This is a genomic window from Parazoarcus communis SWub3 = DSM 12120 (assembly GCF_003226565.1).
Taxonomy (GTDB): Bacteria; Pseudomonadota; Gammaproteobacteria; order Burkholderiales; family Rhodocyclaceae; genus Parazoarcus; species Parazoarcus communis.
In genome coordinates this window covers 112,289-135,566 of record NZ_QKOE01000001.1, presented here as the reverse complement: position 1 = coordinate 135,566, position 23,278 = coordinate 112,289, and the positions used below count along the sequence as shown (strand labels likewise).

Annotated in this window: 21 protein-coding genes and 1 tRNA gene; 9 read left to right on the top strand and 13 right to left on the bottom strand. The window is 63.7% G+C overall.

What is annotated here, in order from left to right; translation table 11 throughout:
- The first annotated feature begins 24 nt into the window (after nucleotides 1–24).
- The 3 genes from DNK49_RS00585 (at nucleotide 25) to pepN (ending at nucleotide 5,390) form a co-directional block, all read left to right on the top strand.
- Nucleotides 25–1,713 (top strand): cation:proton antiporter, encoded by a 1,689-nt coding sequence (locus DNK49_RS00585; protein ID WP_243632192.1) that lies wholly within the window; start codon nucleotides 25–27, stop codon nucleotides 1,711–1,713.
- Entirely contained in the window at nucleotides 1,710–2,606 is an 897-nt protein-coding gene (locus DNK49_RS00580; protein ID WP_110522376.1) for a universal stress protein, read from the top strand. The genes DNK49_RS00585 and DNK49_RS00580 overlap by 4 nt, the downstream gene beginning before the upstream one ends.
- Nucleotides 2,607–2,720: 114 nt before the next feature.
- The gene (gene pepN, locus DNK49_RS00575; protein ID WP_110522375.1) at nucleotides 2,721–5,390 is read left to right on the top strand and encodes an aminopeptidase N; all 2,670 of its coding nucleotides are present in this window, start codon (nucleotides 2,721–2,723) and stop codon (nucleotides 5,388–5,390) included.
- Nucleotides 5,391–5,476: 86 nt separating this feature from the next.
- Here the strand turns inward: pepN and DNK49_RS00570 are convergent, their stop codons facing one another.
- The 7 genes from DNK49_RS00570 to rlmM form a co-directional block, all read right to left on the bottom strand.
- Complete coding sequence (locus tag DNK49_RS00570) at nucleotides 5,477–5,920, bottom strand: CBS domain-containing protein (RefSeq protein WP_110522374.1); 444 nt, start codon at nucleotides 5,918–5,920, stop codon at nucleotides 5,477–5,479.
- Nucleotides 5,921–6,068: 148 nt separating this feature from the next.
- On the bottom strand, nucleotides 6,069–6,896 hold the full coding sequence (gene panC / locus DNK49_RS00565) for a pantoate--beta-alanine ligase (protein ID WP_110522373.1): 828 nt from the start codon (nucleotides 6,894–6,896) through the stop codon (nucleotides 6,069–6,071).
- Between the two features lie 42 nt (nucleotides 6,897–6,938).
- Complete coding sequence (gene panB, locus DNK49_RS00560) at nucleotides 6,939–7,754, bottom strand: 3-methyl-2-oxobutanoate hydroxymethyltransferase (protein ID WP_110522372.1); 816 nt, start codon at nucleotides 7,752–7,754, stop codon at nucleotides 6,939–6,941.
- A gap of 81 nt (nucleotides 7,755–7,835) precedes the next feature.
- Nucleotides 7,836–8,477 (bottom strand): deoxynucleoside kinase, encoded by a 642-nt coding sequence (locus DNK49_RS00555; protein ID WP_110522371.1) that lies wholly within the window; start codon nucleotides 8,475–8,477, stop codon nucleotides 7,836–7,838.
- Nucleotides 8,478–8,536: 59 nt separating this feature from the next.
- Complete coding sequence (locus tag DNK49_RS00550) at nucleotides 8,537–10,072, bottom strand: EAL domain-containing protein (protein ID WP_110522370.1); 1,536 nt, start codon at nucleotides 10,070–10,072, stop codon at nucleotides 8,537–8,539.
- A gap of 87 nt (nucleotides 10,073–10,159) precedes the next feature.
- Nucleotides 10,160–11,641, bottom strand: a complete 1,482-nt coding sequence (locus tag DNK49_RS00545) for a DEAD/DEAH box helicase (protein WP_110522369.1) — start codon at nucleotides 11,639–11,641, stop codon at nucleotides 10,160–10,162.
- Between the two features lie 234 nt (nucleotides 11,642–11,875).
- The gene (rlmM, locus tag DNK49_RS00540) at nucleotides 11,876–12,970 is read right to left on the bottom strand and encodes a 23S rRNA (cytidine(2498)-2'-O)-methyltransferase RlmM (RefSeq protein WP_110522368.1); all 1,095 of its coding nucleotides are present in this window, start codon (nucleotides 12,968–12,970) and stop codon (nucleotides 11,876–11,878) included.
- 91 nt (nucleotides 12,971–13,061) lie between these two features.
- On the opposite strand from rlmM, the gene DNK49_RS00535 reads away from it, so the two are divergent.
- On the top strand, nucleotides 13,062–14,114 hold the full coding sequence (locus tag DNK49_RS00535; protein ID WP_341538201.1) for an aldo/keto reductase: 1,053 nt from the start codon (nucleotides 13,062–13,064) through the stop codon (nucleotides 14,112–14,114).
- Nucleotides 14,115–14,237: 123 nt separating this feature from the next.
- Here the strand turns inward: DNK49_RS00535 and DNK49_RS00530 are convergent, their stop codons facing one another.
- The gene (locus DNK49_RS00530; RefSeq protein WP_110522367.1) at nucleotides 14,238–14,621 is read right to left on the bottom strand and encodes a hypothetical protein; all 384 of its coding nucleotides are present in this window, start codon (nucleotides 14,619–14,621) and stop codon (nucleotides 14,238–14,240) included.
- A gap of 240 nt (nucleotides 14,622–14,861) precedes the next feature.
- On the opposite strand from DNK49_RS00530, the gene DNK49_RS00525 reads away from it, so the two are divergent.
- The 5 genes from DNK49_RS00525 (at nucleotide 14,862) to DNK49_RS24370 (ending at nucleotide 18,507) form a co-directional block, all read left to right on the top strand.
- Nucleotides 14,862–16,142: an extracellular solute-binding protein gene (locus DNK49_RS00525; protein ID WP_110522366.1), complete on the top strand. Its 1,281-nt coding sequence runs from the start codon at nucleotides 14,862–14,864 to the stop codon at nucleotides 16,140–16,142.
- 13 nt (nucleotides 16,143–16,155) lie between these two features.
- Nucleotides 16,156–16,911, top strand: a complete 756-nt coding sequence (gene ugpQ / locus DNK49_RS00520; RefSeq protein ID WP_110522365.1) for a glycerophosphodiester phosphodiesterase — start codon at nucleotides 16,156–16,158, stop codon at nucleotides 16,909–16,911.
- 98 nt (nucleotides 16,912–17,009) lie between these two features.
- Nucleotides 17,010–17,978 carry an octaprenyl diphosphate synthase gene (gene ispB, locus DNK49_RS00515; RefSeq protein ID WP_110522364.1) on the top strand — a complete coding sequence of 323 codons (969 nt, stop codon included), beginning with the start codon at nucleotides 17,010–17,012 and terminating at the stop codon, nucleotides 17,976–17,978.
- A 46-nt stretch (nucleotides 17,979–18,024) separates the two neighbouring features.
- Nucleotides 18,025–18,101, top strand: a tRNA-Pro gene (locus tag DNK49_RS00510).
- A gap of 136 nt (nucleotides 18,102–18,237) precedes the next feature.
- Nucleotides 18,238–18,507, top strand: a complete 270-nt coding sequence (locus DNK49_RS24370) for a M48 metallopeptidase family protein (RefSeq protein ID WP_207806850.1) — start codon at nucleotides 18,238–18,240, stop codon at nucleotides 18,505–18,507.
- Between the two features lie 157 nt (nucleotides 18,508–18,664).
- On the opposite strand, the gene DNK49_RS00500 is transcribed toward DNK49_RS24370, so the two are convergent.
- The 5 genes from DNK49_RS00500 to DNK49_RS00480 all read right to left on the bottom strand — a co-directional run bounded on the left by DNK49_RS00500 (nucleotide 18,665) and on the right by DNK49_RS00480 (nucleotide 23,067).
- The gene (locus tag DNK49_RS00500) at nucleotides 18,665–19,054 is read right to left on the bottom strand and encodes a type II toxin-antitoxin system RelE/ParE family toxin (RefSeq protein WP_110522363.1); all 390 of its coding nucleotides are present in this window, start codon (nucleotides 19,052–19,054) and stop codon (nucleotides 18,665–18,667) included.
- Nucleotides 19,051–19,344 carry a type II toxin-antitoxin system Phd/YefM family antitoxin gene (locus DNK49_RS00495; protein ID WP_110522362.1) on the bottom strand — a complete coding sequence of 98 codons (294 nt, stop codon included), beginning with the start codon at nucleotides 19,342–19,344 and terminating at the stop codon, nucleotides 19,051–19,053. The genes DNK49_RS00500 and DNK49_RS00495 overlap by 4 nt, the downstream gene beginning before the upstream one ends.
- Nucleotides 19,345–19,778: 434 nt before the next feature.
- Nucleotides 19,779–21,422 (bottom strand): electron transfer flavoprotein-ubiquinone oxidoreductase, encoded by a 1,644-nt coding sequence (locus DNK49_RS00490; protein ID WP_243632191.1) that lies wholly within the window; start codon nucleotides 21,420–21,422, stop codon nucleotides 19,779–19,781.
- A gap of 18 nt (nucleotides 21,423–21,440) precedes the next feature.
- The gene (locus tag DNK49_RS00485) at nucleotides 21,441–22,286 is read right to left on the bottom strand and encodes an SDR family NAD(P)-dependent oxidoreductase (protein ID WP_243632190.1); all 846 of its coding nucleotides are present in this window, start codon (nucleotides 22,284–22,286) and stop codon (nucleotides 21,441–21,443) included.
- 13 nt (nucleotides 22,287–22,299) lie between these two features.
- The gene (locus DNK49_RS00480) at nucleotides 22,300–23,067 is read right to left on the bottom strand and encodes an SDR family oxidoreductase (protein WP_110522360.1); all 768 of its coding nucleotides are present in this window, start codon (nucleotides 23,065–23,067) and stop codon (nucleotides 22,300–22,302) included.
- Nucleotides 23,068–23,278: the final 211 nt, after the last annotated feature.

Here is a 23,278-nt window from a genome sequence, read left to right as displayed (position 1 = left end):
GTCGCACTACGAGGAGGATGCAGCTTGATCGAAGCGCTCAATGCGGGTGGGCACTATGCTGAATTTGCCCTGTTGTTGATCATTTCGGCACTGGCTGGCGCGGTGGCGGTACGTTTGCGCCAGCCGGTACTGATTGCCTATATCGTGGTCGGCATTCTTGTGGGGCCGGCAGTATTCGGTCTGGTCAAGGCGCATGAGCAGGTTGCGCTGCTGGCCGAGATCGGCGTTACGGTGTTGTTGTTCGTGGTTGGGCTCAAGCTGGACCTTCACCACATCCGCCACATCGGTCCGGTCGCCCTTGCCACCGGGCTTGGGCAGCTTGCGTTTACGATTGTGTTCGGTTTCATCCTGATCCTGCTGATGGGCAAGGAGGTCATGGAGGCGATCTATGTCGCGGTTGCGCTGACCTTCTCCAGCACCATCATCATCGTCAAGTTGTTGTCGGACAAGCGCGAGCTCGACTCACTGCACGGCCGCATCGCGGTCGGCTTTCTGATCGTGCAGGACATTGCGGTGGTGCTGGCAATGATGGCGATGAGTGCGCTACGCGGCGCCGACGAAGCGGGGGCGGTGGAGGTGGCTGTCTCGCTGTTGCTGCGACTTGCCGCGGCTGGCGTGCTGATGTTCGTGCTGATGCGCTACGTGCTGCCGCGTCTGGTCGAGGCCATGGCACGATCTCAGGAATTGCTGCTGATCTTTGCCATTGCCTGGGGAACCGGGCTGGCGGCCTTGGGCGAGTGGGCGGGGTTCAGCAAGGAAGCGGGGGCCTTCATGGCCGGGTTCTCGCTGGCCTCCACCAGTTATCGCGAGGCGATGAACGCCCGACTGACCGGCATTCGAGATTTCATGTTGCTGTTCTTCTTTGTTGACCTTGGCGCCAAGCTCGATTTCTCCACACTGGGTGGCGAGGTGTGGCCGGCGGTGGTCCTGTCGGTGTTCGTGTTGATCGGCAATCCGCTGATCGTGATGGCGATCATGGGCTACATGGGCTACCGCAAGCGCACCGGCTTTCTGGCCGGCCTGACGGTAGCCCAGATCAGCGAGTTCTCCATCGTCTTCGTGGCCATGGGGATTTCGCTGGGACATGTGGGGGTCGAGGCGCTTGGTCTGACGACGCTTGTCGGGCTGGTGACCATCACCTTGTCGACCTACATGATCCTGTACTCGCACCCGCTTTACGAGCGGCTTGGGCCGTGGATGGGCGTGTTCGAGCGGCGACGGCCGTTCCGCGAACTGGCGGTCGAGCGCAAGCGTCGTCCCGATGGCCAGCCAGACATCATCATCTTTGGTCTGGGACGCTATGGCACACGCCTGATGCAGCAGTTGCGCGCGGCCGGCGTTGAGGTGCTTGGTGTGGATTTCGATCCGGAGGCCGTACGCGAACTGCGCCGTCGCAAGTTGCCGGTGCGATTTGGTGATGGCGAGGATCCGAGTTTCCTGGAGAGCCTGCCGCTGGAGCATACACCCTGGGTCATCACCACCTTTCCGCAATGGGAGTCGAACCGGGCCTTTCTCGAGGCGCTGCGTCAGGCCGGATTCAGCGGCAAGGTTGCCGGTGTGGTGCGTGACGAGGTCCATGGCGATGCGATGGGGGCGGCGGGCGTTGCCCGGGTGCTGAATCCATTCAATGATGCCGCTGATTTTGCGGCACGCAACTTTGCTGCCGAAATTGCGCAGACCAAGGCGGCGCGAGCCGCAGAGGAGGAGGCATGAACGCAGTTCGAACCGTATTGGCAGCAACCGATCTGTCCTCTCATGCCCGTCATGCAGTTGGGCGCGCGGCGATGCTGGCTGCCGAGATGGGTGCCCGCATGAGCCTGATGCACGTGGTCGCGGGTGGTGGGCTGGATGCGTTGCGGCATCTGTTTGCTGGCGGGACTTCCGATGTTGGTGAGCGCCTGCTCGATGAGGTGCGGGGCGAGGTAAGGGAGCTGGCGGATGAGTTGGGCGAGCGTCATCACCTGACCATGGATATCCAGCTTATCGTGGGCGCAGTCCTGACCGAACTGGGTGGGCATGCCGATGCGATCGATGCTGACCTGCTTGTGCTGGGGGCCCGCGGCGCCAGTCCACTGCGGGAGTGGATGCTGGGTTCGACCACCGAGCGCATGCTGCGCAAGACGTATCGGCCGATGCTGGTGGTGAAGCAGATTCCACATGAGACGTATCGCAGGGTGCTGGTGCCGGTGGATTTCTCGCCGCGTTCGATCGAGTCCCTGCGTTTTGCCCGGCAGGTGGCGCCGCAGGCAGATCTGATCCTGCTGCATGCCTTCGAGGTGCCGTTCGAGGGCAAGCTGCGTTACGCCGGTGTCGACGACAACGCGCTGTCCAGCCTGCGGGTTACCGCCAAACGGGAAGCGGTGGAGCACATGAACACACTGATCGAGCACGCAGGCCTGAGTGACGCGCCCGTACGCCGTATCGTGATGCATGGTGACGCGCCCTCCATCATCCTGAACCAGGAGCAAGAGCAGGACTGCGATCTGATCGTGATCGGCAAGCGTGGCGCAGGGCTGATCGAGGAGGTGTTGCTCGGCAGCGTCACCAAGCACATCCTGGCGCAGTCGAGTGCTGACGTACTGGTGACGGATCGCGCACCGGCTTGATCGCCGACGCTACCCGGGTAGCCCGGCTGCATTGGCGTCCTTGCTTGGGTTTCCGCCGTCGGGCGCCTTACACTTGCGGTTTCGCCGCGCAAGCCCGCGCCTGACGGAGCCACAATGAGAACCGAACACGCCCCAACCATCCAGCGCGCCGATTACCGGCCCCTGGCCTGGACGGTCGAACGCATCGACCTGCATTTCCGCCTCGATCCCACCGCAACCCTGGTGACCAACCGCATGGTCTGCGTCCGCAACCCGGATGCCGGGGCCGGACCGATCCGCCTGTGGAGCGAGGCGCTTGAGCGCTTGTCACTGACCGTGGACGGCAAGGCGCCGGTGTCGCTGCGTGAGGCCGACGGCCAGATCGAGATCGACGCCGACGGTGAACGTGTGCTGGTCGAGGTGCTTACCCGGATCAACCCGCAAGCCAACACCACCTTGTCCGGCCTGTACCAGTCCAATGGCGGTTACTTTACCCAGTGCGAGGCGGAAGGCTTCCGTCGCATCACCTGCTTTCCCGACCGTCCGGATGTGATGGCGCGCTACACCGTCACCCTCGAGGCCGAGCGTGACGCCTGCCCGGTACTGCTGTCCAATGGCAATCTGCTGGAGCAGGGGGATCTGCCGGATGGATGGCATTACGCCAAGTGGGAAGACCCCTTCCTCAAGCCGTCCTACCTGTTCGCGCTGGTTGCTGCGCGGCTGGAAGCGCTCGAACGAGAAGTGACCACGGCCTCAGGGCGCAAGGTGTTGCTGCAGGTCTGGGTGGAGGCAAGGGATCTCGACCGTTGCGAACATGCGATGGAGTCGCTGATTCACTCGATGCGCTGGGATGAGGAGGCGTTTGGTCTGGAGCTCGATCTCGACCGCTTCATGATCGTCGCGGTGTCCGACTTCAACATGGGGGCGATGGAGAACAAGGGGCTGAACATCTTCAATACCAAGTTCGTCCTGGCCAAACCGGATACGGCCACCGACATCGACTACGAGAACGTCGAGAGCGTGGTCGCCCACGAGTACTTCCACAACTGGACCGGTAACCGCGTGACCTGTCGTGACTGGTTCCAGCTGACCCTGAAGGAAGGGCTGACGGTCTTCCGTGATCAGCAGTTCTCCGCCGACATGCTGGCGCGTGCCGCGGGGCCGGAAGGTGCCGCATCGGCCCGTGCGGTCAAGCGCATCGACGATGTGCGGGTACTGCGCGCAGCACAGTTTCCGGAAGATGGCGGGCCGATGGCGCACCCCATCCGTCCCGACTGCTATCAGGAGATCAACAACTTCTACACCGCGACGGTGTATGAAAAGGGCGCCGAAGTCATCCGCATGCTGCACACCCTGCTGGGCCCCGAGGGCTTCCGCAATGGCATGGACCTTTACTTCAGCTACCACGACGGCCGTGCGGTGACCTGCGATGACTTTGTCGAGGCCATGGCCGAGGCCAATGGTCGCGACCTGGACCAGTTCATGCACTGGTATGCCCAGGCCGGCACACCTCGTCTAAGCGCGCGTGCTAGCTGGGACGCTGCCAGCGCCAGCTATACGCTGACCCTGTCCCAGCACACGCCGCCGACACCGGGCCAGCCGGACAAGCGCCCGCTGGTGATTCCGGTCGCGCTGGGCCTGATTGGGCCGGACGGGCAGGATTGTCCGCTGCAACTCGATGGAGAAGCCTCACCCGGCGCATGCACCCGGGTGCTGACCCTGACCGAGGCCGAGCAAACCTTCCGCTTCGTCGGCCTGACGGCCGAACCGGTACCGTCATTGTTGCGCGGCTTTTCGGCGCCGGTGATCCTGGAGCTGGAAGAGGATGATGCGCGCCTGGCGTTCCGCATGGCCAATGATGCCGACCCCTTCAACCGCTGGGATGCGGCGCAGCGCTACAGCGAGCGGGTGGCGCTGGCGCTGGCCGCGGGCATTGCCGATGAGCTGCCCCAGGCCTATGTCGACGCGTTTGCGGCCTTGCTCAACGACGGACGCCTGGATCCTGCCTTCCGGGCGCAGGCGCTGGCTCTGCCGACCGAGGGCTATCTGCTGGAGCGCATGTCGCCCGCCGATCCGGTTGCGCTGCGCAGCGCGATGGTGGTGGTGATGCATGGCCTTGGCCAGGCCCTGGCGGACGATTGGCTGGGGGTATGCGATGCAATGCAGGTGAGTGGCCCGTACCGCTATCACCCTGCCGACGCCGGGCGTCGTGCACTGACGGGCCTGGCTTTGCGCTACCTGTGTGCAGCTGGCGATGAACGTGGCCTGGCATTGGCGCAGGCGCGCTACGAAGGGGCGGGCAACATGACCGAACGCTTTGCCGCACTTGCCGCGCTGGTGCAGAGTGCCAGCACGGCAAGCGTGCCGGCGCTCGAGGCCTTTCATCAGCGCTATCATGACGATGCCCTGGTGCTGGACAAGTGGTTTGCCCTGCAGGCTGGCGCCTGGCGCTGGAACGAGGCTGCACCGCGTACCGTGGAGTGTGTCCGTGCCTTGATGGCCGATCCGGCCTTCAGCCTGTCCAACCCGAACAAGGTTTATGCGCTTCTTGGCACCTTCTTCCGCGCCAATCCTGGCGAGTTCCATGCTGCGGATGGCAGCGGGCATGTGTTCTGGGCAGACCAGGTGATTGCACTGAATGCACGCAATCCGCAGGTCGCGGCGCGCATGGCGCGGGCGCTGGAGAACTGGCGTCGTTATACCCCGGCGCTGCAGGCCAGCATCCGTCCGCAACTGGAGCGTGTGCTGGCCAGCGAAGATTTGTCGCCGGATGTGGCCGAGGTGATTGGCAAGGCGCTTTCCTGACTTCCGCCGGGGTGCCGGCACCATGCAAAACGCCGTGGTCCCGACCGGGAGCACGGCGTTTTTTGGTATCGCAGGCCGTAGCGCTGTCAGGTGGCCAGATCGCCGGCAATATAACTGGAGAGCTGCTGGATGGTGGCTTCCTGTTCGCTGACCACACATTTGACCATGTCACCGATGGTGACGATGCCGGCAATCTTGCCGTTCTCGACCACCGGCAGGTGGCGGAAGCGGCGCTGGGTCATGGTCTGCATGACCTGATCGACCGTCTGTGAGGGGGCGACCGTGGTCGGGTTGGCCGTCATCAGTTCGCTGACCTTCACATCGCGCGACACCAGACCGCGCAGGGCGACTTTCCGGGCATAGTCACGCTCGGTGAAGATGCCGACCAGCCGCTCACCTTCGGTGACCAGCACAGCGCCAATGTCGTGTTCCGCCATGATCTTCAGCGCGTCGAGCACCGAGTTGTCGGGTGCCACCGCCATTGCCTTGTTGCCCTTCGCTGCCAGAATTTGTCCCACCGTCATCGTCATGTCCAGTCTCCCTCCGTTCGCTGGGTTACATGCCCGCCCAAGATGGACGGCTGTTTTTATATAGCTTGGAATGTTTACGTCCGCGACGCAAGGGTGGGCGAACCCTGACATCGCATGGACGGGGCCACGACGGGGCGATACGTGACCTTCAGATCTCGAGATTGTCGATCAGACGCGTCGTGCCCAGGCGTGCGGCGGCCAGTACCACCAGCGGATCGTCGGCATGGATCGGGGGTTGCAGATCGGCACGGCGGCGGATCGCAATGTAGTCCGGCTTCCAGCCGCGTGCAGCAAGCAGGTCCATCGCATCGGTCTCGAGCTTCAGGAAATCGTGATCGCCGCTGCGCACCGCTTCTGCGATACCGGTCAGCAGCCGATACAGCAAGGGCGCCTCAGCCCGCTCGGTCGCGCTCAGGTAGCCGTTGCGGGAAGACAAGGCGAGCCCGTCGGTGGCACGAACCGTTTCGCCTGGCAGCACGTCGACCGGTAGGGCCAGTTCGCGCACCATGTTGGAGAGCACCATCAACTGCTGATAGTCCTTCTTGCCGAACAGGGCGACATCAGGCTGCACGATGTTGAGCAACTTGAGCACGACCGTGGCAACACCCCGAAAATGCCCGGGGCGGAATTCTCCGTCGAGAATGGACACCTGCGCCGGAGCCGGATCGACGTGGTAGCGCTGGGGCTGCGGGTACATCACCGTCTCGTCGGGAGCGAAGAGATGCGCTACACCCGCTGCTTCAAGCTTGTCGCAGTCCGCCTGCAGCGTGCGGGGGTATTTGTCGAAGTCCTCGCTGGGGCCGAATTGCAGGCGATTGACAAAGATGCTGGCAATCACGCAGTCGGCATGCTGGCCGGCCTGCTGCATCAGTGCAATATGCCCTTCGTGCAGGTTGCCCATGGTGGGGACGAAGGCGACGCGACCGGCCTGGGCGCGGGCTGCACGCAGGCTCTCGATCGTGGTGTGGATCTGCATGGTTGGGAAACCTTGGGAGAACAGGCGTTCGAACGGCGGAGATCAGTAGCAGTGTTCGGGGGCAGGGAAGCTGCCATCCTTGACCGCGCTGACATAGGCGGCGACGGCACTGTCGATGCTGTCGGCCCCCTGCATGAAATTGCGCACGAAACGTGCCGTCTTGCCAGGGTAGACCCCCAGCAGGTCGTGCAGCACCAGCACCTGTCCATCGCACGACGGTCCCGCACCGATACCGATGGAGGCCATCGATTGCAGGCTGGAAGTGATTTCGGCGGCAACAGTGGCGGGCACCATTTCCATGACCATCAGCGCAGCCCCCGCCTGTTCAAGTGCCAGGGCGTCGGCTTTCAGCCTGGCGGCACCGCTGTCGTCCCGCCCCTGGACCCGATAGCCGCCAAGCTGGTGTACCGACTGTGGGGTCAGGCCGATATGCGCACAGACCGGCACACCGCGTTCGACCAGGAAGCGCACGGTCTCGGCCATGAATTCGCCTCCTTCAAGCTTGACCATCTGCGCCCCGGCTGCCATCAGACGCGCAGCGCTGCGCATGGCCTGCGCAGGGCTTTCGTGATAGCTGCCAAAAGGCATGTCGGTGACGATGAAGGGGCGACGGCAGCCGCGGACCACCGATTCGGTGTGATACACCATGTGATCGAGCGTGACCGGCAGGGTGGATTTCTGTCCTTGCAGGACATTGCCCAGCGAATCGCCGATCAGGATCACGTCCACGCCGCAACGCTCGAGCAGCGCCGCAAAGCTGGCATCGTAGCCGGTGAGCATCGCGATCTTGCGGCCGTCGGCACGCATCTTCCCGAGCTCGAAGAGGGTGATGGGTTTGTCGTCCTGGAGGTAGCTCATGGTTCGCTCCTGAGAGGAGGGCGCAGTTTTCACCAAACTGGTGCATTGCACAAGCGGCTTGATGCTTTTCGGTCAGAAAAATCAGCCGGCGTAGGCGAAGAACTCGCGGTATCCGCGCATGTTGCGCAGGCGTTCGATGAGCAGCTCGAAATCCGAATCATTGTCCACCGGGTTGAGGATGCCGGCGTCGACAATGAATAACGGTGCTGCATCGTACTGGTAGAAGAAGCGGGCGTAACGTTCAGCCACCCGTTCGAGATAGGTCTCGGTAATACGCCTTTCGGCTTCCATGCCCCGCTTTCGGATGCGTTCGATCAGTGTATCGGCGCGTGCCTGCAGATAGATGACCAGATCGGGTTTGGGTGGGTTGGCAGGCTTCATCGCGTCGAAGATGCGCTGATACACCGCATGTTCGTCCGCCTGCAGGTTCAGGTCGGCGAACAGCGGATCCTTTTCGAGCAGGAAGTCGGACACGACGCGTGGGGGGTCGCCGCTGGCCTGCTGCAAGGCGTTCAACTGATCGATACGCTGAAACAGAAAGGAGAGCTGGGTAGGCAGCGCCCAGCGATCCGCATGCTGATAGAAACGGGCAAGAAACGGGTTCGCTTCGGGCTGTTCGAACAGCTCCACCGCCTGCAGCCGTTCCGCCAGACGGCGGGCGAGCGACGTCTTGCCCGCGCCGATGGGGCCTTCAACGACGATGTAGTGCGCCTTGTCGAGCATCCTGAGCGTGTTCCGGTCGCAGGGTCATGGCCGGCTGGGTGCCGGACTGGGTGTCGATGCTAACAAAAAAGCTGGTCGGATAGAAAACTGCCGAAGTCCGGTGCGGTCATTGGCGGGCCGAACAGGGGGCCTTGCTGCAGGTCGCATTCCAGTGCAAGCAGGAAGGCTTGCTGGGCCTCATCCTCAACGCCGCGGGCCAGCACCTTCAGCCCGAGAGGCCTGGCCATGCAGACGATGGATTCGACCACTGCATCGGATTCGTCCAGCCGGCCGACCTGCCGGACCAGTTCGGGGTCGAGCTTGAGCGCCTGGATGGGGTAACGCTTGAGTCGGCGGATGGTGCTGAGCCCGTGGCCGAAATCGTCAATTGCCAGCCGTACCCCGAGTGCGGCCAGTGCATGAAGGATCGGGGCAACTTCATCTTCCGCTGCAACCAGGACCTGCTCGTCGAGGTCCAGCTCCAGCCGCTGGGGTTCGATACCGCTCTCGCTGAGCGCGGTGGTGACCTGCTGGACGAGCGCGCCATGCAGGATCTGCTCGATGGCGATGTTGACCGTGACCGAGGGTGAACGCCCTTGTGTGCTAGGCCATGCCTGTGCTGCACGGCAGGCGGCACGCAAGGCCCAGCCGCCGAGTTCGGGCAGGCGGCCGTCGTCACGGGCAGCATGGGCGAAACGCCTGAACGGGATGACGCCGTTGACCGGGTGATGCCAGCGCAGCAGGGCTTCGCCTGAGTGAATGGCTCCGGTGCGGGCATTGACCAGCGGCTGGAAGTGCAGCTCGAGTTGGTCGTTGAGGATGGCGAGCTGGTTGCTGCGCCTTGTCGGTGGCGAAGATGCAGCAGGTGCTGCGACGGTGCCCGCCTGTGTGCTGACGCCGGCCGGCAGGACCAGCAGGTGCCAGCCAGGACGTGGCCCATCGAGCACGCGCGCTTGCAGGGGCTCGTCATGGCGGGTGGCATGGATGCGCGCAATCGGAGCACCTCCGGCCGATGGCCAGTCGAGCTTCAGACAATCTTCGACCGGCTGGCCGATCAGTGCGTCGCGGCGCATGCCGAGTGATTCAAGTGCGGCCGCGTTGGCGGCACTGACCCGGCGCTGATCGTCGACGACGATCACCGGTTGGGCCAATGCAGCGGCCAGGCGGGGCCAGACGCGGTCGCCGTCGTCCTCCGGGCGGGTCTCCGCAAGCAGGTCGGGGCTGAGGATCAGGGCGTGGATGCCGGGGCGCAGGCGGGCTGCGGCAACAAAGCGGAAATCGCGGTGTCGTCCGCCTGGCAGCGCAACCCGCAGGCTGCCACGCATTTCACCCTGGATCAGCAGGCGGGCGCGCGCTTCGAGAAAGGCGCGCTCGTCGGGAAAGATGTCGGCAAGCGGGCGGTTGGCCAGTTCGCGGTATTCGCGCTCCAGCAGCCTGCAGGCCGCACTGTTGACGTCGATGATGGTTTCGTCGCCGGTGATGATCAGGCCTTCGTCGATCAGTTCGAGCAAGGCCAGATACACACCGGTCTCCGCCCCTTCCGACAGGTCGGGGACGAAGGGTTCTTCCGGTGGTTTGCCCCGCAAGGGGTCGAAGGGAATCATCGAAGGCAGCATGTCCAGTTGTCCAGCCTAGTATCGGCAGGCATCCAGCTTACTTTAAGTGCTGCGAACGGATTCGCGGAATAGCACGGCCCGAAGGCCTTATTTCCGTCCCAGCCCGCCCAGCAGCACGGCAATCGGACGTTGCGGACGGCGGGGGGGCGTCTTGTCGGTGTTCTCCACCGTGTCGCTGGCGGGGGCGGGTGACTTGGGCTGGTAAGGCTTGCTGAAGTCGAACCCATCCGCTGCGATCATCGACCGCGGGTTCCGTGCGCGGTTCTGACTTGAACCGCCGCTACGATTGCCGCGCGGGTCCGCATCGTGGGGCTTGGCATTGCTGTTGCGCCGGGGTGTCTCACTGCGTTCACTGTTGTCGCCCAGGGGCGATTGTCCGGTGCCGCGCTTGCCGCGGTGGCGGCTGCCCGCTTCGAAGAACTCGGGCTCCGGATCAAAGCCGGGCACGATCTCCTGCGGGATGTCGAGCTTGATCAGCTTCTGGATGTCGGCCAGCCAGTGTTTTTCTTCGGCACAGACCAGCGATACCGCGTTGCCCTTGTGGCCCGCCCGACCGGTACGACCGATGCGATGGACGTAGTCTTCGGCGGTGTGCGGCAATTCGAAGTTGATCACATACGGCAACTCGTCGATGTCGATGCCGCGTGCGGCCACATCGGTCGCCACCAGCACGCGCAACTTGCCGGCCTTGAAGGCTTCCAGGGTTTCGGTACGCTGCTGCTGACCCTTGTCGCCATGGATGGCATCCGCCGAGATGCCGCTACGCTCGAGAAAGTGCGCAAGGCGGCCACAGACGATCTTGGTGTCGACAAAGACCAGCGCCTGAGTGTCCGGCTGATGGCGAAGCAGGTGAGCGAGCAGGTTGCGCTTCATGCCCGACGAGACCGGGTGCACCACATGGGTGATGGTCTCGGAGACCATGTTGCGGCGCGCGACCTCGATCAGTTGCGGATTCTTCAGCATCTGGTCGGCGAGTTTCTTGATCTCGTCGGAGAAGGTCGCCGAGAACAGCAGGCTCTGCCGGCTGGCCGGCAGCAGGCCGAGAATGCGCTTGATGTCGGGAATGAAGCCCATGTCCAGCATGCGGTCGGCTTCGTCCAGTACCAGCATCTCGACCTGGGACAGATTGATGGTCTTCTGCTGCACATGGTCGAGCAGGCGGCCTGGTGTGGCGATGACGATCTCGATGCCCCGACGCAGTTCCTGGATCTGGGCGTTCATGTCCACGCCGCCGTAGATGCAGGTGGCGCGCAGTGGCACGTACTTGCTGTAGGTCTTGACCGACTCGAACACCTGCATCGCCAGTTCGCGCGTGGGTGCCAGGATCAGCGCCCGGGTCTGGTGACGGGCAGGCGAGGTGCTGGTGCTGGCGTGGCGGGCGAGGCGGTGCAGCAGCGGCAGGGTAAAGCCTGCAGTCTTGCCGGTGCCGGTCTGGGCGCCGCCAAGCACGTCATTGCCTGCGATCACGATTGGAATCGCCTGGCGCTGGATCGGGGTGGGTTCGGTATAGCCGGCTTCCGCTACGGCTTTCTGGAGTTCCGGGATGAGGCCGAGGTCGGCAAAACTCATGGGCGCCTTTCTGGTTGGGTCGCCTGCCGTCACGTCGCGTTGAGATCGCTCACGGCGATCGATGGATCATGCACCGGGGATGAGTCCCGGGCGGGTCTCGTGCCGGCGGGCAGGCCGGATACTGATAAAAGCCGACATTATACACTCAGGTCGAAAGGCTTTTCGTGACAAGTGCTTCCGTGTGCGCGCAATCATGCGGGGCGCGCCCCCTGGCGCGATTGCGCGCGATCTCACTCAGCGCTTCAGCGCCAGATAGGCGGTGACTTCCTCGCGGTCGTGGTAGAGCTGCTTGATGCGAAGGTCGTAAGGGCCGATGCTGGCCAGCCGCTTCTGGATCAGGATGCGGCACTGCTCGACGGCGTCCAGGCGGCGCTTCATCGGCAGCTTCAGGTTGAAGATGGTGTGGCGGCACTTGCCGGTCGCAACCCACTCGGCCATCAGCGAGGCGATGCGGCTGGGCTGTTCCACCATGTCGCACACCATCCAGTCCACCGCACGTTGTGGCCGCCAGGTGAAGCCGTCGGCACGGACATGCTCGACCATTTCAGTGGCCATCACGCTGTCGCGCAGCGGGCCGTTATCCACTGCGGTGACGCGCAGGCCTCGGTTGGCCAGCTGCCAGGTCCAGCCCCCAGGGGCCGCGCCGAGGTCGACCGCACGCTGGCCGGCACGCATCAGCTCCTCGCGCTCCTGGTCCGAGAGCAGGGTCATCAATGCCTCGGCCAGCTTGAGGGTCGAGCGGCTGGGGGCGTTGGACGGCATGCGCAGGCGCGGGATGCCCATCGGCCAGGGCGCGCACTGGCCGGCCAGGCCGGAGGCCAGCCACACCGTGGTCGGGCTGGTGAACAATACGTGCAACTGCGGCAGGCCGGTGCGGCTGGAGCGCAGACGCCCCGCTTTTTCCAGCGCCTTGGACAGCGGCTCGGTGAAGCGCTTGCAAAAGCCCGACTGCTGCTTGGCCACGTCAGTGTCGGGCGTTTCCAGTACGACACCGGAGAAGCGTTGCCCGGTGGCCTTGACGGCTTCGACGATGGGGGTGGCGCGGTCGCGCTCGGGCAGGTCGTCAACGCGGGCAAACCACGGCAGCAACTGGCGGGCGAACACCGGCTTGCGCCAGTCGGTGTGCTCGCCCAGCGAGGACACCGGAACGGGTTCGAAGGATTCGAACACCGCAAAGCCCGTGTTGGGTTCGGTGCGGACGAAGCCGATCAGGCCGGCGTCGGCGGCAATGTCGTCGAGTTCGGCCGCCAGCTCCTTCTCGAAGCCGGCACGGCAGTAGGCAAGCAGGCCGGAAACGGCAAGGCTGGAATTGGGATTGGCGTCTGACATGGGCAGGGTACGCTTGCGCGCTGAAGTATCATTTTGAGGCGAAGCGACGCATGATAAGTCGTATAGGCATGAATCAACAGGAGAATCGCTGATGAGCGACAGCAGCATGATCTACCGCAGCCTGGGCCAGCAGGGGCCGGAGGTGTCGGCCGTGTGCCTGGGGACGATGACATTCGGTCAGCAGACCGATCAGGCCGATGCGCACTCGCAGCTCGACATGGCGTTCGAGCGCGGGATCAACTTCATCGACACCGCAGAGATGTACGCGGTGCCGCCGCGCGCCGAGACCTATGGTGCAACCGAGACCATCGTCGGCACCTGGCTGCGTCGGCAGGCGCGCGAGCGCATCGTGCTGGCGAGCAAGGTCGCCGGACCGGCACGAAGCCTGGGCTGGATCCGCAACGGGCCGCTGGCCCTGGACCGCGCCAATATCCGCGCTGCCGTCGAAGGCAGTCTGCGCCGCTTGCAGACCGATTACATCGACCTGTACCAGTTGCACTGGCCGGAGCGCAACCAGCCGATGTTCGGCCAATGGCAATACGATCCGGACAAGGAGCGGGTGTGTACCCCGATCCGTGCGCAGCTCGAGGCGCTGGCAGAACTGGTTGCAGAAGGCAAGGTGCGCCACGTCGGCCTGTCGAACGAACACCCCTGGGGGGTCATGGAGTTTGTCCGTTGTGCCCGCGAATTTGACCTGCCCAGGGTCGTGTCGATCCAGAACGCCTACAACCTGCTGAACCGGGTGTTCGAGTACGGGCTGGCCGAGGTCTGTCACCGCGAGCAGGTCAGCTTGCTGGCGTACTCTCCGCTGGCCTTCGGGCATCTTTCCGGCAAGTATCTGGCCAACCCGGTGGCGGCCGGCCGTCTGACCGAGTTCGAAGGATTTGGCCAGCGCTACAGTAAGGAGAATGTGCAGCCGGCCGTCGCTGCATATGTGGCGCTGGCGCAGTCTCTCGGGCTGACGCCGGTGCAGCTGGCGCTGGCCTTCGTCTATCGGCGGGGGTGTGTTGCCAGCACCATCATCGGCGCCAGTACGCGTGCGCAACTTGCCCAGAATCTGGATGCCTGGGTGGTCACGCTGTCGGCCGATGCGCTGGAGGCGATCGACCGGATTCATCTGCGCTACAGCAACCCTGCGCCCTGAGCGGCGGGGCGGGGTGACGGTGCTTGTGTGATCATGTCAGGTCCGGCCGGCAGGTTGATCCTGCCGGGCTGGGCGGCGGTGGCCACATGACTGTCGAGCTTGCTGCCGTTGCCGGATCGCCCGTCAGCGCCCTGCCGGGCGGGTGCGTGCGGGCTCGGCGGCGGGCTCGGACTTGTGTTCTGGCTCGGCCGGCGCCGGTGCCGGCTTGCTTGGGTGCGCTGGAAGCTGGGATGGAACGACATCGAGCTTGTGTTCCATCATGTAGTCATTCATGGCGCGCCAGCCGGCAAACACCGCCGCCTTCTGGGCCTCCGGGTTGAGGATGTAGCAGTCCTCCAGCGAGCGTCCGGCATGACGGCAGGCACTACCGATGGCCTGACCTTCGGCTTCGACCTTGGCGGCATCCTTGGCCGGGTTGGGAATCTCCAGGGCTTCGAGCAGGGCGTCGCATCCGCTGAGCACGGGCAGCAGGAGGCACAGCAGCAGGGTTCGTAGGCGTGGGCGCATGATGCAGGGCCAGATGTGTAGGGCGTAATCAGCTTAACGTCAAAGCAACGGAAATCTTGATGGTCTGCGTTGCAGATCCTGGGTGCGGGAGCTGCCGGACCTGGCGCGGGCATACAAAGATACACCTTGTGTTCAAGCACATGGCGCCTGTGGCGCTCTATACTTCGCAGTGATCCGGCAGGTGTGGAATCTCGCCGCTGCCGGCCAATATTGCCCCTTCATTCGAGAGTCGTGCCACCCATGCTGTCTTCCATTTTTTCCGCATCCGTACGCCGGGCGCTGACCCTTGGCGGCCTTTGCCTGATCTCTTCCGCGTCGGTTCTTGCCTCGACCGCAAAGCCGGTCGTGGTGCAGCAGATCGAACTTTTCCATCGCCTGCCGGCAGAGCGTGCCGAAGCCCTGGGCGAGTTGGTGAACCGTTTCAACGCACAGAGCAAGGAATACCGCGTCACCTTGGCCGAGCACGACTGGCGTGCCGCCAATGCACCGCACCTGATGATTCTCGAGGGTGATGACGAAGAAAGCTTCCTCGCTGGCAAGCCGCGCTACAAGCCGCTGCATGCCTTGATGAAGGAAGCGAAGGTGCCGCTGCAGACCTTGCGGGCGCCGGCGATGATGACGCGTACGCCGGTTGACGCGAAAGGGCAGTTGCTGGCCCTGCCAGTCGGCCTGTCGACCCCGGTGTTGTTCGTCAATCGCGATGCCCTGCGCCGCGCCGGCATGAACCCGGATGCAACCTCGGTGGCAACCTGGTTCGATCTTCAGAACGTGCTGGGTCGTCTTGCGGATACGGGGCATACCTGCCCCTACACCGTGTCCGAGCCGGGCCGCATCATGGTGGAGAACCTCAGCGCGTGGCATAACGAGCCTGTTTCCGCGCTGCGGGGCAAGGTCCAGGCGCCGTCATTCAACGGCATGTTCCAGGTCAAGCATGTGGCGATGATGGCCAGCTGGCACCGTGCGCGTTACCTGCAGGTGTTCGACAAGGGTGACGAGGCCGAACAGCGTTTTGCCAACGGGGATTGCGCGGTGATCGCTGCACCCTCCGCGAGCTGGACCGACTTCCGCCGCAAGGGAACGGTCGATGTCGGTGTAACCCGCCTGCCTTACCACGAAGACTTCCCGGGGGCGCCACAGAACACGCTGGCCGATGGCCCTGCGCTGTGGGTCTCCGCAGGCAAGAAGGCCGGCGAGTACACCGGCGTGGCGCGTTTCATCAGCTTCTGGCTGCAGCCGGAAAACCAGGTGGCCTGGCAGCGTGCGACTGGCTACCTGCCGTTGAACCGTGCCGGACTGCTGGCCTCGCAAAGCGATCTGCTGGGTGAAGACCTGGAAAACATCCGGGTCGCCGTGGGGCAGCTTACCAACAAGCCGGTGACCGGTGATTCGTCGTCCCAGCCGGTGGTTGAGCGTGCGAGCGTGCGGCGCATCCTCGACGAAGAACTGGCAGCGGTCTGGGCTGATCGCAAGGCCGCCAAGGAGGCGCTCGACAACGCCGTCACCCGCGCGTCGGGCGGTTGATCCGGGCGTCGTGATGTCCGCTGTCGCCTGGCCACTGCCTGCTGTGCTTGCGCATCGCTGTGGTGGCGCGCTGGCGCCTGAGAACACGCTCGCTGGCTTGAGTGTCGCCGCAGCGCTGGGGTGTCGTGGTGTCGAGTTCGATGTCATGCTCAGCGCCGATGGCGTACCGGTCGTGATTCATGACGAAACCGTCGACCGCACGACCGATGGTCGTGGCTGCGTGTCGGCGTTGAGCCTGGCCGAGCTGCGAAGGCTGGATGCAGGCGCCTGGCGCGGTCCAGCCTTCGCAGGCGAGCGCCTGCCGACCCTGGTCGAGACGCTCGAGCGTTGCGCCAGCCTTGGGCTTGCCGTCAATCTCGAGATCAAACCGGCGACCGGTCACGATGTCGACACCGGACGTGTGGTGGTTGAAACGCTGCTGCAAGGCTTTGCTGACGCACTGACGGGCCTCGTGCTGTCCTCGTTCTCCGAGTCCTCCCTGGCTGCGGCCCGGGCAGTCTGCCCGGACTTCCAGTACGGCTTGCTGTTCGGCGAGCTGCCCGAGGACTGGGGCACCAGGGCGGGCGCGCTGCAGGTCGATGCCATCCACGCGGATACCCGCTACCTCAGCGCCGCGACGGTGGCCCAGTTGCGTGATGCCGGCTATCGGGTGGCGGCTTACACCGAGAACGACCCAGTGCTTGCGACGCGTCTGCGTCGCTGGGGCGTGGATAGCGTGATCACCGACCGGCCCGATGTCGTGCTTGATAGTGTCATCATGACTGCTTGATACTGTGCGACGCAAGGGCGGTGAATGCCCGCGATCGCTATTGACGCCGCTTGTCGGCGCCACCTACCATCCCGTTTTTTCCCCGCGAGCAACCCGTCTTGTCCGTCCAGCAGCTATTTGCACCGATCGCCGCCGACATGCAGGCGGTGGATGCCGTGATCCGGCAGCGACTTCATTCGGATGTAGTGCTGATCCGTCAGGTTGCAGAGTACATCATCCATAGCGGGGGCAAGCGCCTGCGTCCGGCGCTGGTGCTATATACCGCTGGAGCAATGGGCTATCACGGCACCCAGCATCACGAACTTGCCGCCGTGGTCGAGTTCATCCACACCGCCACCCTGCTGCATGACGACGTGGTGGACGAGTCCGAACTTCGTCGTGGCAACAAGACGGCCAATGCCCTCTTTGGCAATGCCGCGTCGGTGCTGGTGGGAGATTTCCTTTACTCGCGTGCCTTCCAGATGATGGTCGGCGTAGACAACATGCGGGTCATGCAGGTGCTGTCCGACGCGACCAATGTGATCGCCGAAGGTGAAGTCCTGCAGTTGCTCAACTGTCACAACGCCGATGTTGCGATTGATGACTATCTGCGCGTGATCCGCTACAAGACCGCGAAGCTGTTCGAGGCCGCCGCGCGCCTGGGCGGCATTCTGGCGGGCGCCGATGACGAGACGGAAGCCCGTCTTGCCGCATTCGGCATGCATCTGGGTACGGCCTTCCAGATCATCGACGATGTGCTCGATTACTCGGCTGACGAGTCGGAAACCGGCAAGCATCTGGGTGACGACCTCGCCGAGGGCAAGCCAACCCTGCCGCTGATCCATGTGATGCAGCACGGCACGCCGGAACAGTCAGCCCTGGTCCGCAACGCCATCGAGCAGGGGGGGCGTGACGATTTCGCTGCGGTGCTGGCTGCCATCCAGGCAACTGGCGCATTGGATGTCGCCCGTGCTCACGCGGCGGAAGAGTCCCAGCGCGCAATCGCAGCGATTTCTGATCTTCCCCCTTCCCTTTTTAAAGAGTCATTGCTACAATTATCGGACTTTGCAGTTGCCAGAAAACATTGATATACTTTCTGGCTTCGCAGCGAAAGCTGCAAGCAGGTAAAAGTGTCGGGGAATAGCTCAGCCTGGTAGAGCACTGCGTTCGGGACGCAGGGGCCGGAGGTTCGAATCCTCTTTCCCCGACCAGAAATCCCGCAAAAAAGCCACTCACTGAGTGGCTTTTTTGTTTTGGAGTCAAGGGTTTTGGCAGGGTGCTTCCCTTGGCACTGCGTCCCGGTGCCGCGCTAAATCGCTTTAGCGCGACACAAGCGCGACACGAAAAATGGCGCTGCGTCGCGGCCGCTGGGGGCGCGTGCTGGCCGAGGAGCGGGTGAGGGCGGAGTTCGTGGTCAAGCTCAAGGAATTCACTCGCTGCCTGGACGAAGTGTTGCCGCGACCGATTGCCGAGTACGTGGTCGTGCATGAACTCGTGCACCTGCACGAGCCGCACCATACCCCCGCTTTCTGGCGGCGCATGGAGCGGGTGATACCGGACTATCAGCGGCACAAGAAGATGCTGTTGCTGCGGGCCGCCGACGTGGAAGCACATTGATTGTTTCAATGTACGGCGGGTCGTGAGCCCAGATCGGCGGCAAGAGCGCCCTGGCCCTGCAGGGCGTGCGGCACAACCTGGGCAGCCGGGAGACGCTGGTACTGTGGGGCGACGGTCGTTTCGCGTTGCCGGCCTGGCTCACTGCGGGAAAGCCGACTCAGGACGCCGGATCCGCTCTCCCGAGGTCGAAAGCGAGCTGGCGCTGATGGCGGATCGCGAGCAGGTGGAGGCTCTCGGGCAGCCACAGGTACAGGATCAGATAGTGCTTCAGCACGTACTCACGGATGTTGCCCGAGTCGTCCCGGGCATTCAGGAGGCCGATCACTGCTTCGCGCTTCAGCTGCGCTTCAATTGAGTCTGTGGGACGCATAAGGTAGTCCCGGCCGATGTCGGGATGGCGCTCAAGCGTCGGGATGACCTGTTCTGACAGTTCGTCCAGCAGCCGATCGAACGCGTCGGGCACATCCGCGTGGGTCAGGAAGGTTTCGATCTCGTCCAGGTTGCGCTCGAAGTTGCGGGTAATCCGCACTGCAACCCGCGTACTCACGCCCGTGTGCGCGCCTGTCTGCGCTCCATCAGTGCTTCCCGCGCGTCACGCGTGCTACCTGCGGCAACATCCTCCAGTCCCTGCCGTACTTCGTTGAGCATCAATAGGTGGAGATGGGCTTGCTCCAGCCGGTGGTAGTAGTCCAGCCGGTGTGCGTCGACCAGGGCCACGTAGCCCTCACCGTTCTTGGTGATGATCTTCTCCGCGCCGGCCTTCACCTGCTCGGCCAGTTCGGACAACTGTGCTCTGGCTGTGGACAACGAGACGATGTCCTGTGCCGTAATCGTCATGGCAATATCTCAATGTACAGAATTCAGTCTTGAATTCTAGATCTTTCGTTGCCTATCTGCCTGCTGCCGATGAGTTTGGCTATCGCACGGGACGAGCGTCTGATGTGGGCAACCGAACATTTCGTGAGCGAGCCCGGGCTGCACCTGAGTGCAACGCTCAGGCGGCTCCGCACAGCACTTCCATACACACCGTGGCACCTCGAATAACCCGACGCTTTCAGCGAATCCCGTCACCAATCTTTAGCAGTCTTCACGCCCCTTGCTCCACGCGACTTTTTACACGTAATGCCTAACATGCGTAGCCAGCCGGAACGCCGCTGAAACGCGCTCGCGTGTGGCAATCCGCCCTGCGCTCGGGATGATTTCCGGCCTGAACGACACCACGTCTGCTCGTGCTCGGGAGCGTTGATTCCTTGTGTTCAACAGGGGCCGCGTTACATGCCCTGGTAGATCGGTCCTTCACCGCCTTGCGGTACCACCCAGTCGATATTCTGTGTGGGATCCTTGATGTCGCAGGTCTTGCAGTGAACGCAATTCTGCGCATTGATCTGTAGCCTGGGGGTGCCCTCAACCTGCACGATTTCATAGACCCCTGCCGGGCAATAGCGCTGCTCGGGGGCTTCATAACGGGCAAGGTTGACCGTGATCGGCACCATGTCATTCTTCAGCCGCAGGTGGCAGGGCTGATCTTCCTCGTGGTGGGTGTTAGACAGGAAGACTGATGACAGGCGATCGAAGGTCAGTACGCCATCGGGTTTCGGATAGTTGATCCCGTCGCACTCGGCTGCGGGTTTCAAGGTGTCGTGGTCAGCACTGTTGTGCAGTGTCCAGGGCGCCTTGCCACGGAACACCAATTGATCGATCCCGAACATCAGGGCGCCCAGGTACAAGCCCCGCTTCATGTAAGGTTTGAAGTTGCGCGTCTTGTGCAGTTCGGTATGCAGCCAGGAGTTGCGGAATGCGGCGGGGTAGGCCGTCAGCGTATCGTGCTGACGGGCATCGACCAGTGCGCGGAATGCCGCCTCGGCGGCGAGCATGCCGGACTTGATCGCGGCATGGCTGCCCTTGATTCGGGCCGCATTGAGAAAGCCGGCGTTGTCCCCGATCAGTGCGCCACCCGGGAAGGCCAGTTGTGGCAGGCTCTGCAAGCCTCCCGCCGCGATCGCACGCGCACCATAGGCCAGACGTTTGCCGCCTTCGAGGTAGCGACGGACCTCGGGATGGGTCTTGTAGCGTTGCATCTCCTCGAAAGGGGATAGGTGGGGATTGCGATAGTTGAGTCCGACCACATGGCCCACTGCTACAAGCCGTTCCTCCAGGTGATAGACGAAACCACCACCATAGGTGGCCTTATCCATCGGCCAGCCGGTGCTGTGCACCACCAGGCCGGGCTGATGCTGGCTGGTGGGGACCTCCCACAGTTCCTTGATGCCGATACCGTAGGTCTGCGGGTCGATGCCTTCACGCAAGCGGTATCGTGCCTCCAGTTGCTTGCCCAGGTGACCTCGGCAACCTTCGGCAAACAGCGTGTAACGGGCGTGCAGCGCCATGCCAGGCTGATGATTGGGGCCTGGCATGCCATCGCGCATCAACCCCATGTCGCCGGTGGCGACGCCTTTCACTGCGCCTGACGGATCAAACAGTATTTCGGCGCCGGCAAAGCCGGGATACACCTCCACGCCCAGCGCTTCTGCCTGCTCGCCCAGCCACTTCACCACATGGCCAAGACGGACAATGTAGTTGCCCTCGTTCAGCAGGCAGTCCGGCAGAAGGCCGTTTGGAATCCGCCGCGCACCCGTCTCGCTCAGGAGCAGCACCCTGTCCTCGCTCACCTCGGTGATCAGCGGTGCGCCACGCGCTTTCCAGTCGGGAATCAGCTCGGTCAGTGCCCGCGGGTCCATCACTGCGCCGGACAAGGTATGCGCGCCGATCTCCGCCGCTTTCTCGATCAGGCACACGGAAAGGTCATGACCGTCGGCTGCGGCCAGTTGCTTGATTCTGATTGCGGCGGCCAGTCCGGCCGGGCCTCCGCCCACGATCAGCACGTCGAACTCCATCGACTCGCGTTCAAAACTCATACGGGAAATGTCCTGTGCTCAGGCGCGGTTGCGCCAGTCGGCGACGATGCCATGCTCCAGTGCGAAAGGCTGGGCCTGGATAGTGCGGCGCTGGAAAGCAGCCGCCTCGGGTGAGGTTGCGAGCCAGCAGAGGACTGCGGCCGGGACCTCGGGCGGCGCAACCCCGCCGCGCAGCGCGAGTACGCCCTGCTCGCCAATGGTGGCGCGTAGCGCTTCAGTCGAGACCACGCCCGGGTTGACGGTAAACGCGCAGATGCCCTGCTTGCCATGCTCGACGGCCAGCACGCCGGCAAGGCGGGATACTGCAGCCTTGCCGGCACCGTAGGCATAACCCCAGCCGCCTTGGCTCGCGGCTACAGGCGGGTCGCTTTCGCCCGCACCCGAACTGACATTGATGACCGTGCCGCCGCCTTGCGCCAGCATGGTCGGTAACAGCGCCTGGGTGAGCAGCACCGGTGCCATCACATAGCCTTGAAAGACGCGCTGCAGGGTATCTGGCTTCAGGTCCATGAAAGACAGGTTCAGGTCCTTGCCTTGATAGATCGCGTTGTTGACCAACACATCGATCCGGCCGTAGTGAGCCAGCACGGCCTCAGCGGCGCCGCGCACCGAGGATTCGTCCAGCAGATCCATGCGTACGGCCAGGGCTTGCCGGCCGAGTGCGCGTACCTGAGCCGCCGTTGCCGTGAGGCTACCGTTCAGCGGGCGGCCCTCCGCGTCCGTCAGCGCATGTGCATGCGCTTCGCCTTCCTCAAGCGTGCGGGCACTGATCGCGATGTCGAAGCCGGCGCGGGCGAAGGCCAGTGCGCTTGCTCGTCCGATACCCCGGCTCGCCCCCGTGATGAATGCCACCTTGCGCATCATCGATCTCCGCGCGTCAGAACCGGTCGGAACGCGTCATCGCGTCCATCCCGCCATCGACGAAGACGACGGTCCCATGAACGAAGCTGGCTTGCGCCGACTGCAGAAAGCAAGCCATGCCGGCGATCTCGGCAGGCGCGGCGTTGCGCCCCACGGGTGCGACAAAGTTGCGTACTGCCTCGCCATAGCGCGCATCGGCCAGAGACGCCTGCAGCAAGGGGGTATCGACCGCCCCAGGTGCGAGCACATTGATGCGGATGCCGCGTGGGCCCAGGACCACTGCCTGGCGGCGGGCAAACACGGTGACGGCATATTTCGAGCCAGCGTAAGCGGCCTGCGTGGCCCCCATCGCATCGGCCTGGCTACGCGCTCCGGCTTCGTCGTCGTTCAGCATGGCGGTCACCATCGGCAGCTTGTCCATGCCTGGATGCACCGACGCCACCGAGCCGATCAGCAATATGGCCGGGGCTGTGCCGCGCGCCAGTGCCGGGGTCAGCCCGTTGACCAGCTCGGTCATGCCAAAGTAGTTGACGCTGACGATCAGGCTGCTGGAGCTGGCGGTGGGGCCGAGTCCGGCACAGCACACCAATCCATCCAGTCGCCCTTCGCAGGCGCGCAGTGCGGCCTCCACCGCAGCCTGGCGACCGTCGGCGGTGGAGAGATCGGCGGTGATTTCGGCGTTCTGGCGATCGATGCCAATGACGCGATGGCCGGCCTGGACGAGCTGGTCGCGGATGGCGGCGCCAATGCCGGAGGCAGAACCGGTGACGACGGTGACGGTCATGTCGAACTCCCTTGAGGCCCGAAGCGGGCAAGTTTGCGATACCGCAGTATCCTCAAGCGCCGGCAAGGCAGGCATCGTCCGCGCGGACTAGCCTCGGTGACCTTATGCGCGCCGCGCCGTCGGTGGCCGGTGCGCTGGAGATGCAGCGCTCCGTCCGAAGAGCTTGCGCAGGCTGATTGCGGATCACCCGGACGGGGATCCGTGGGGCAGG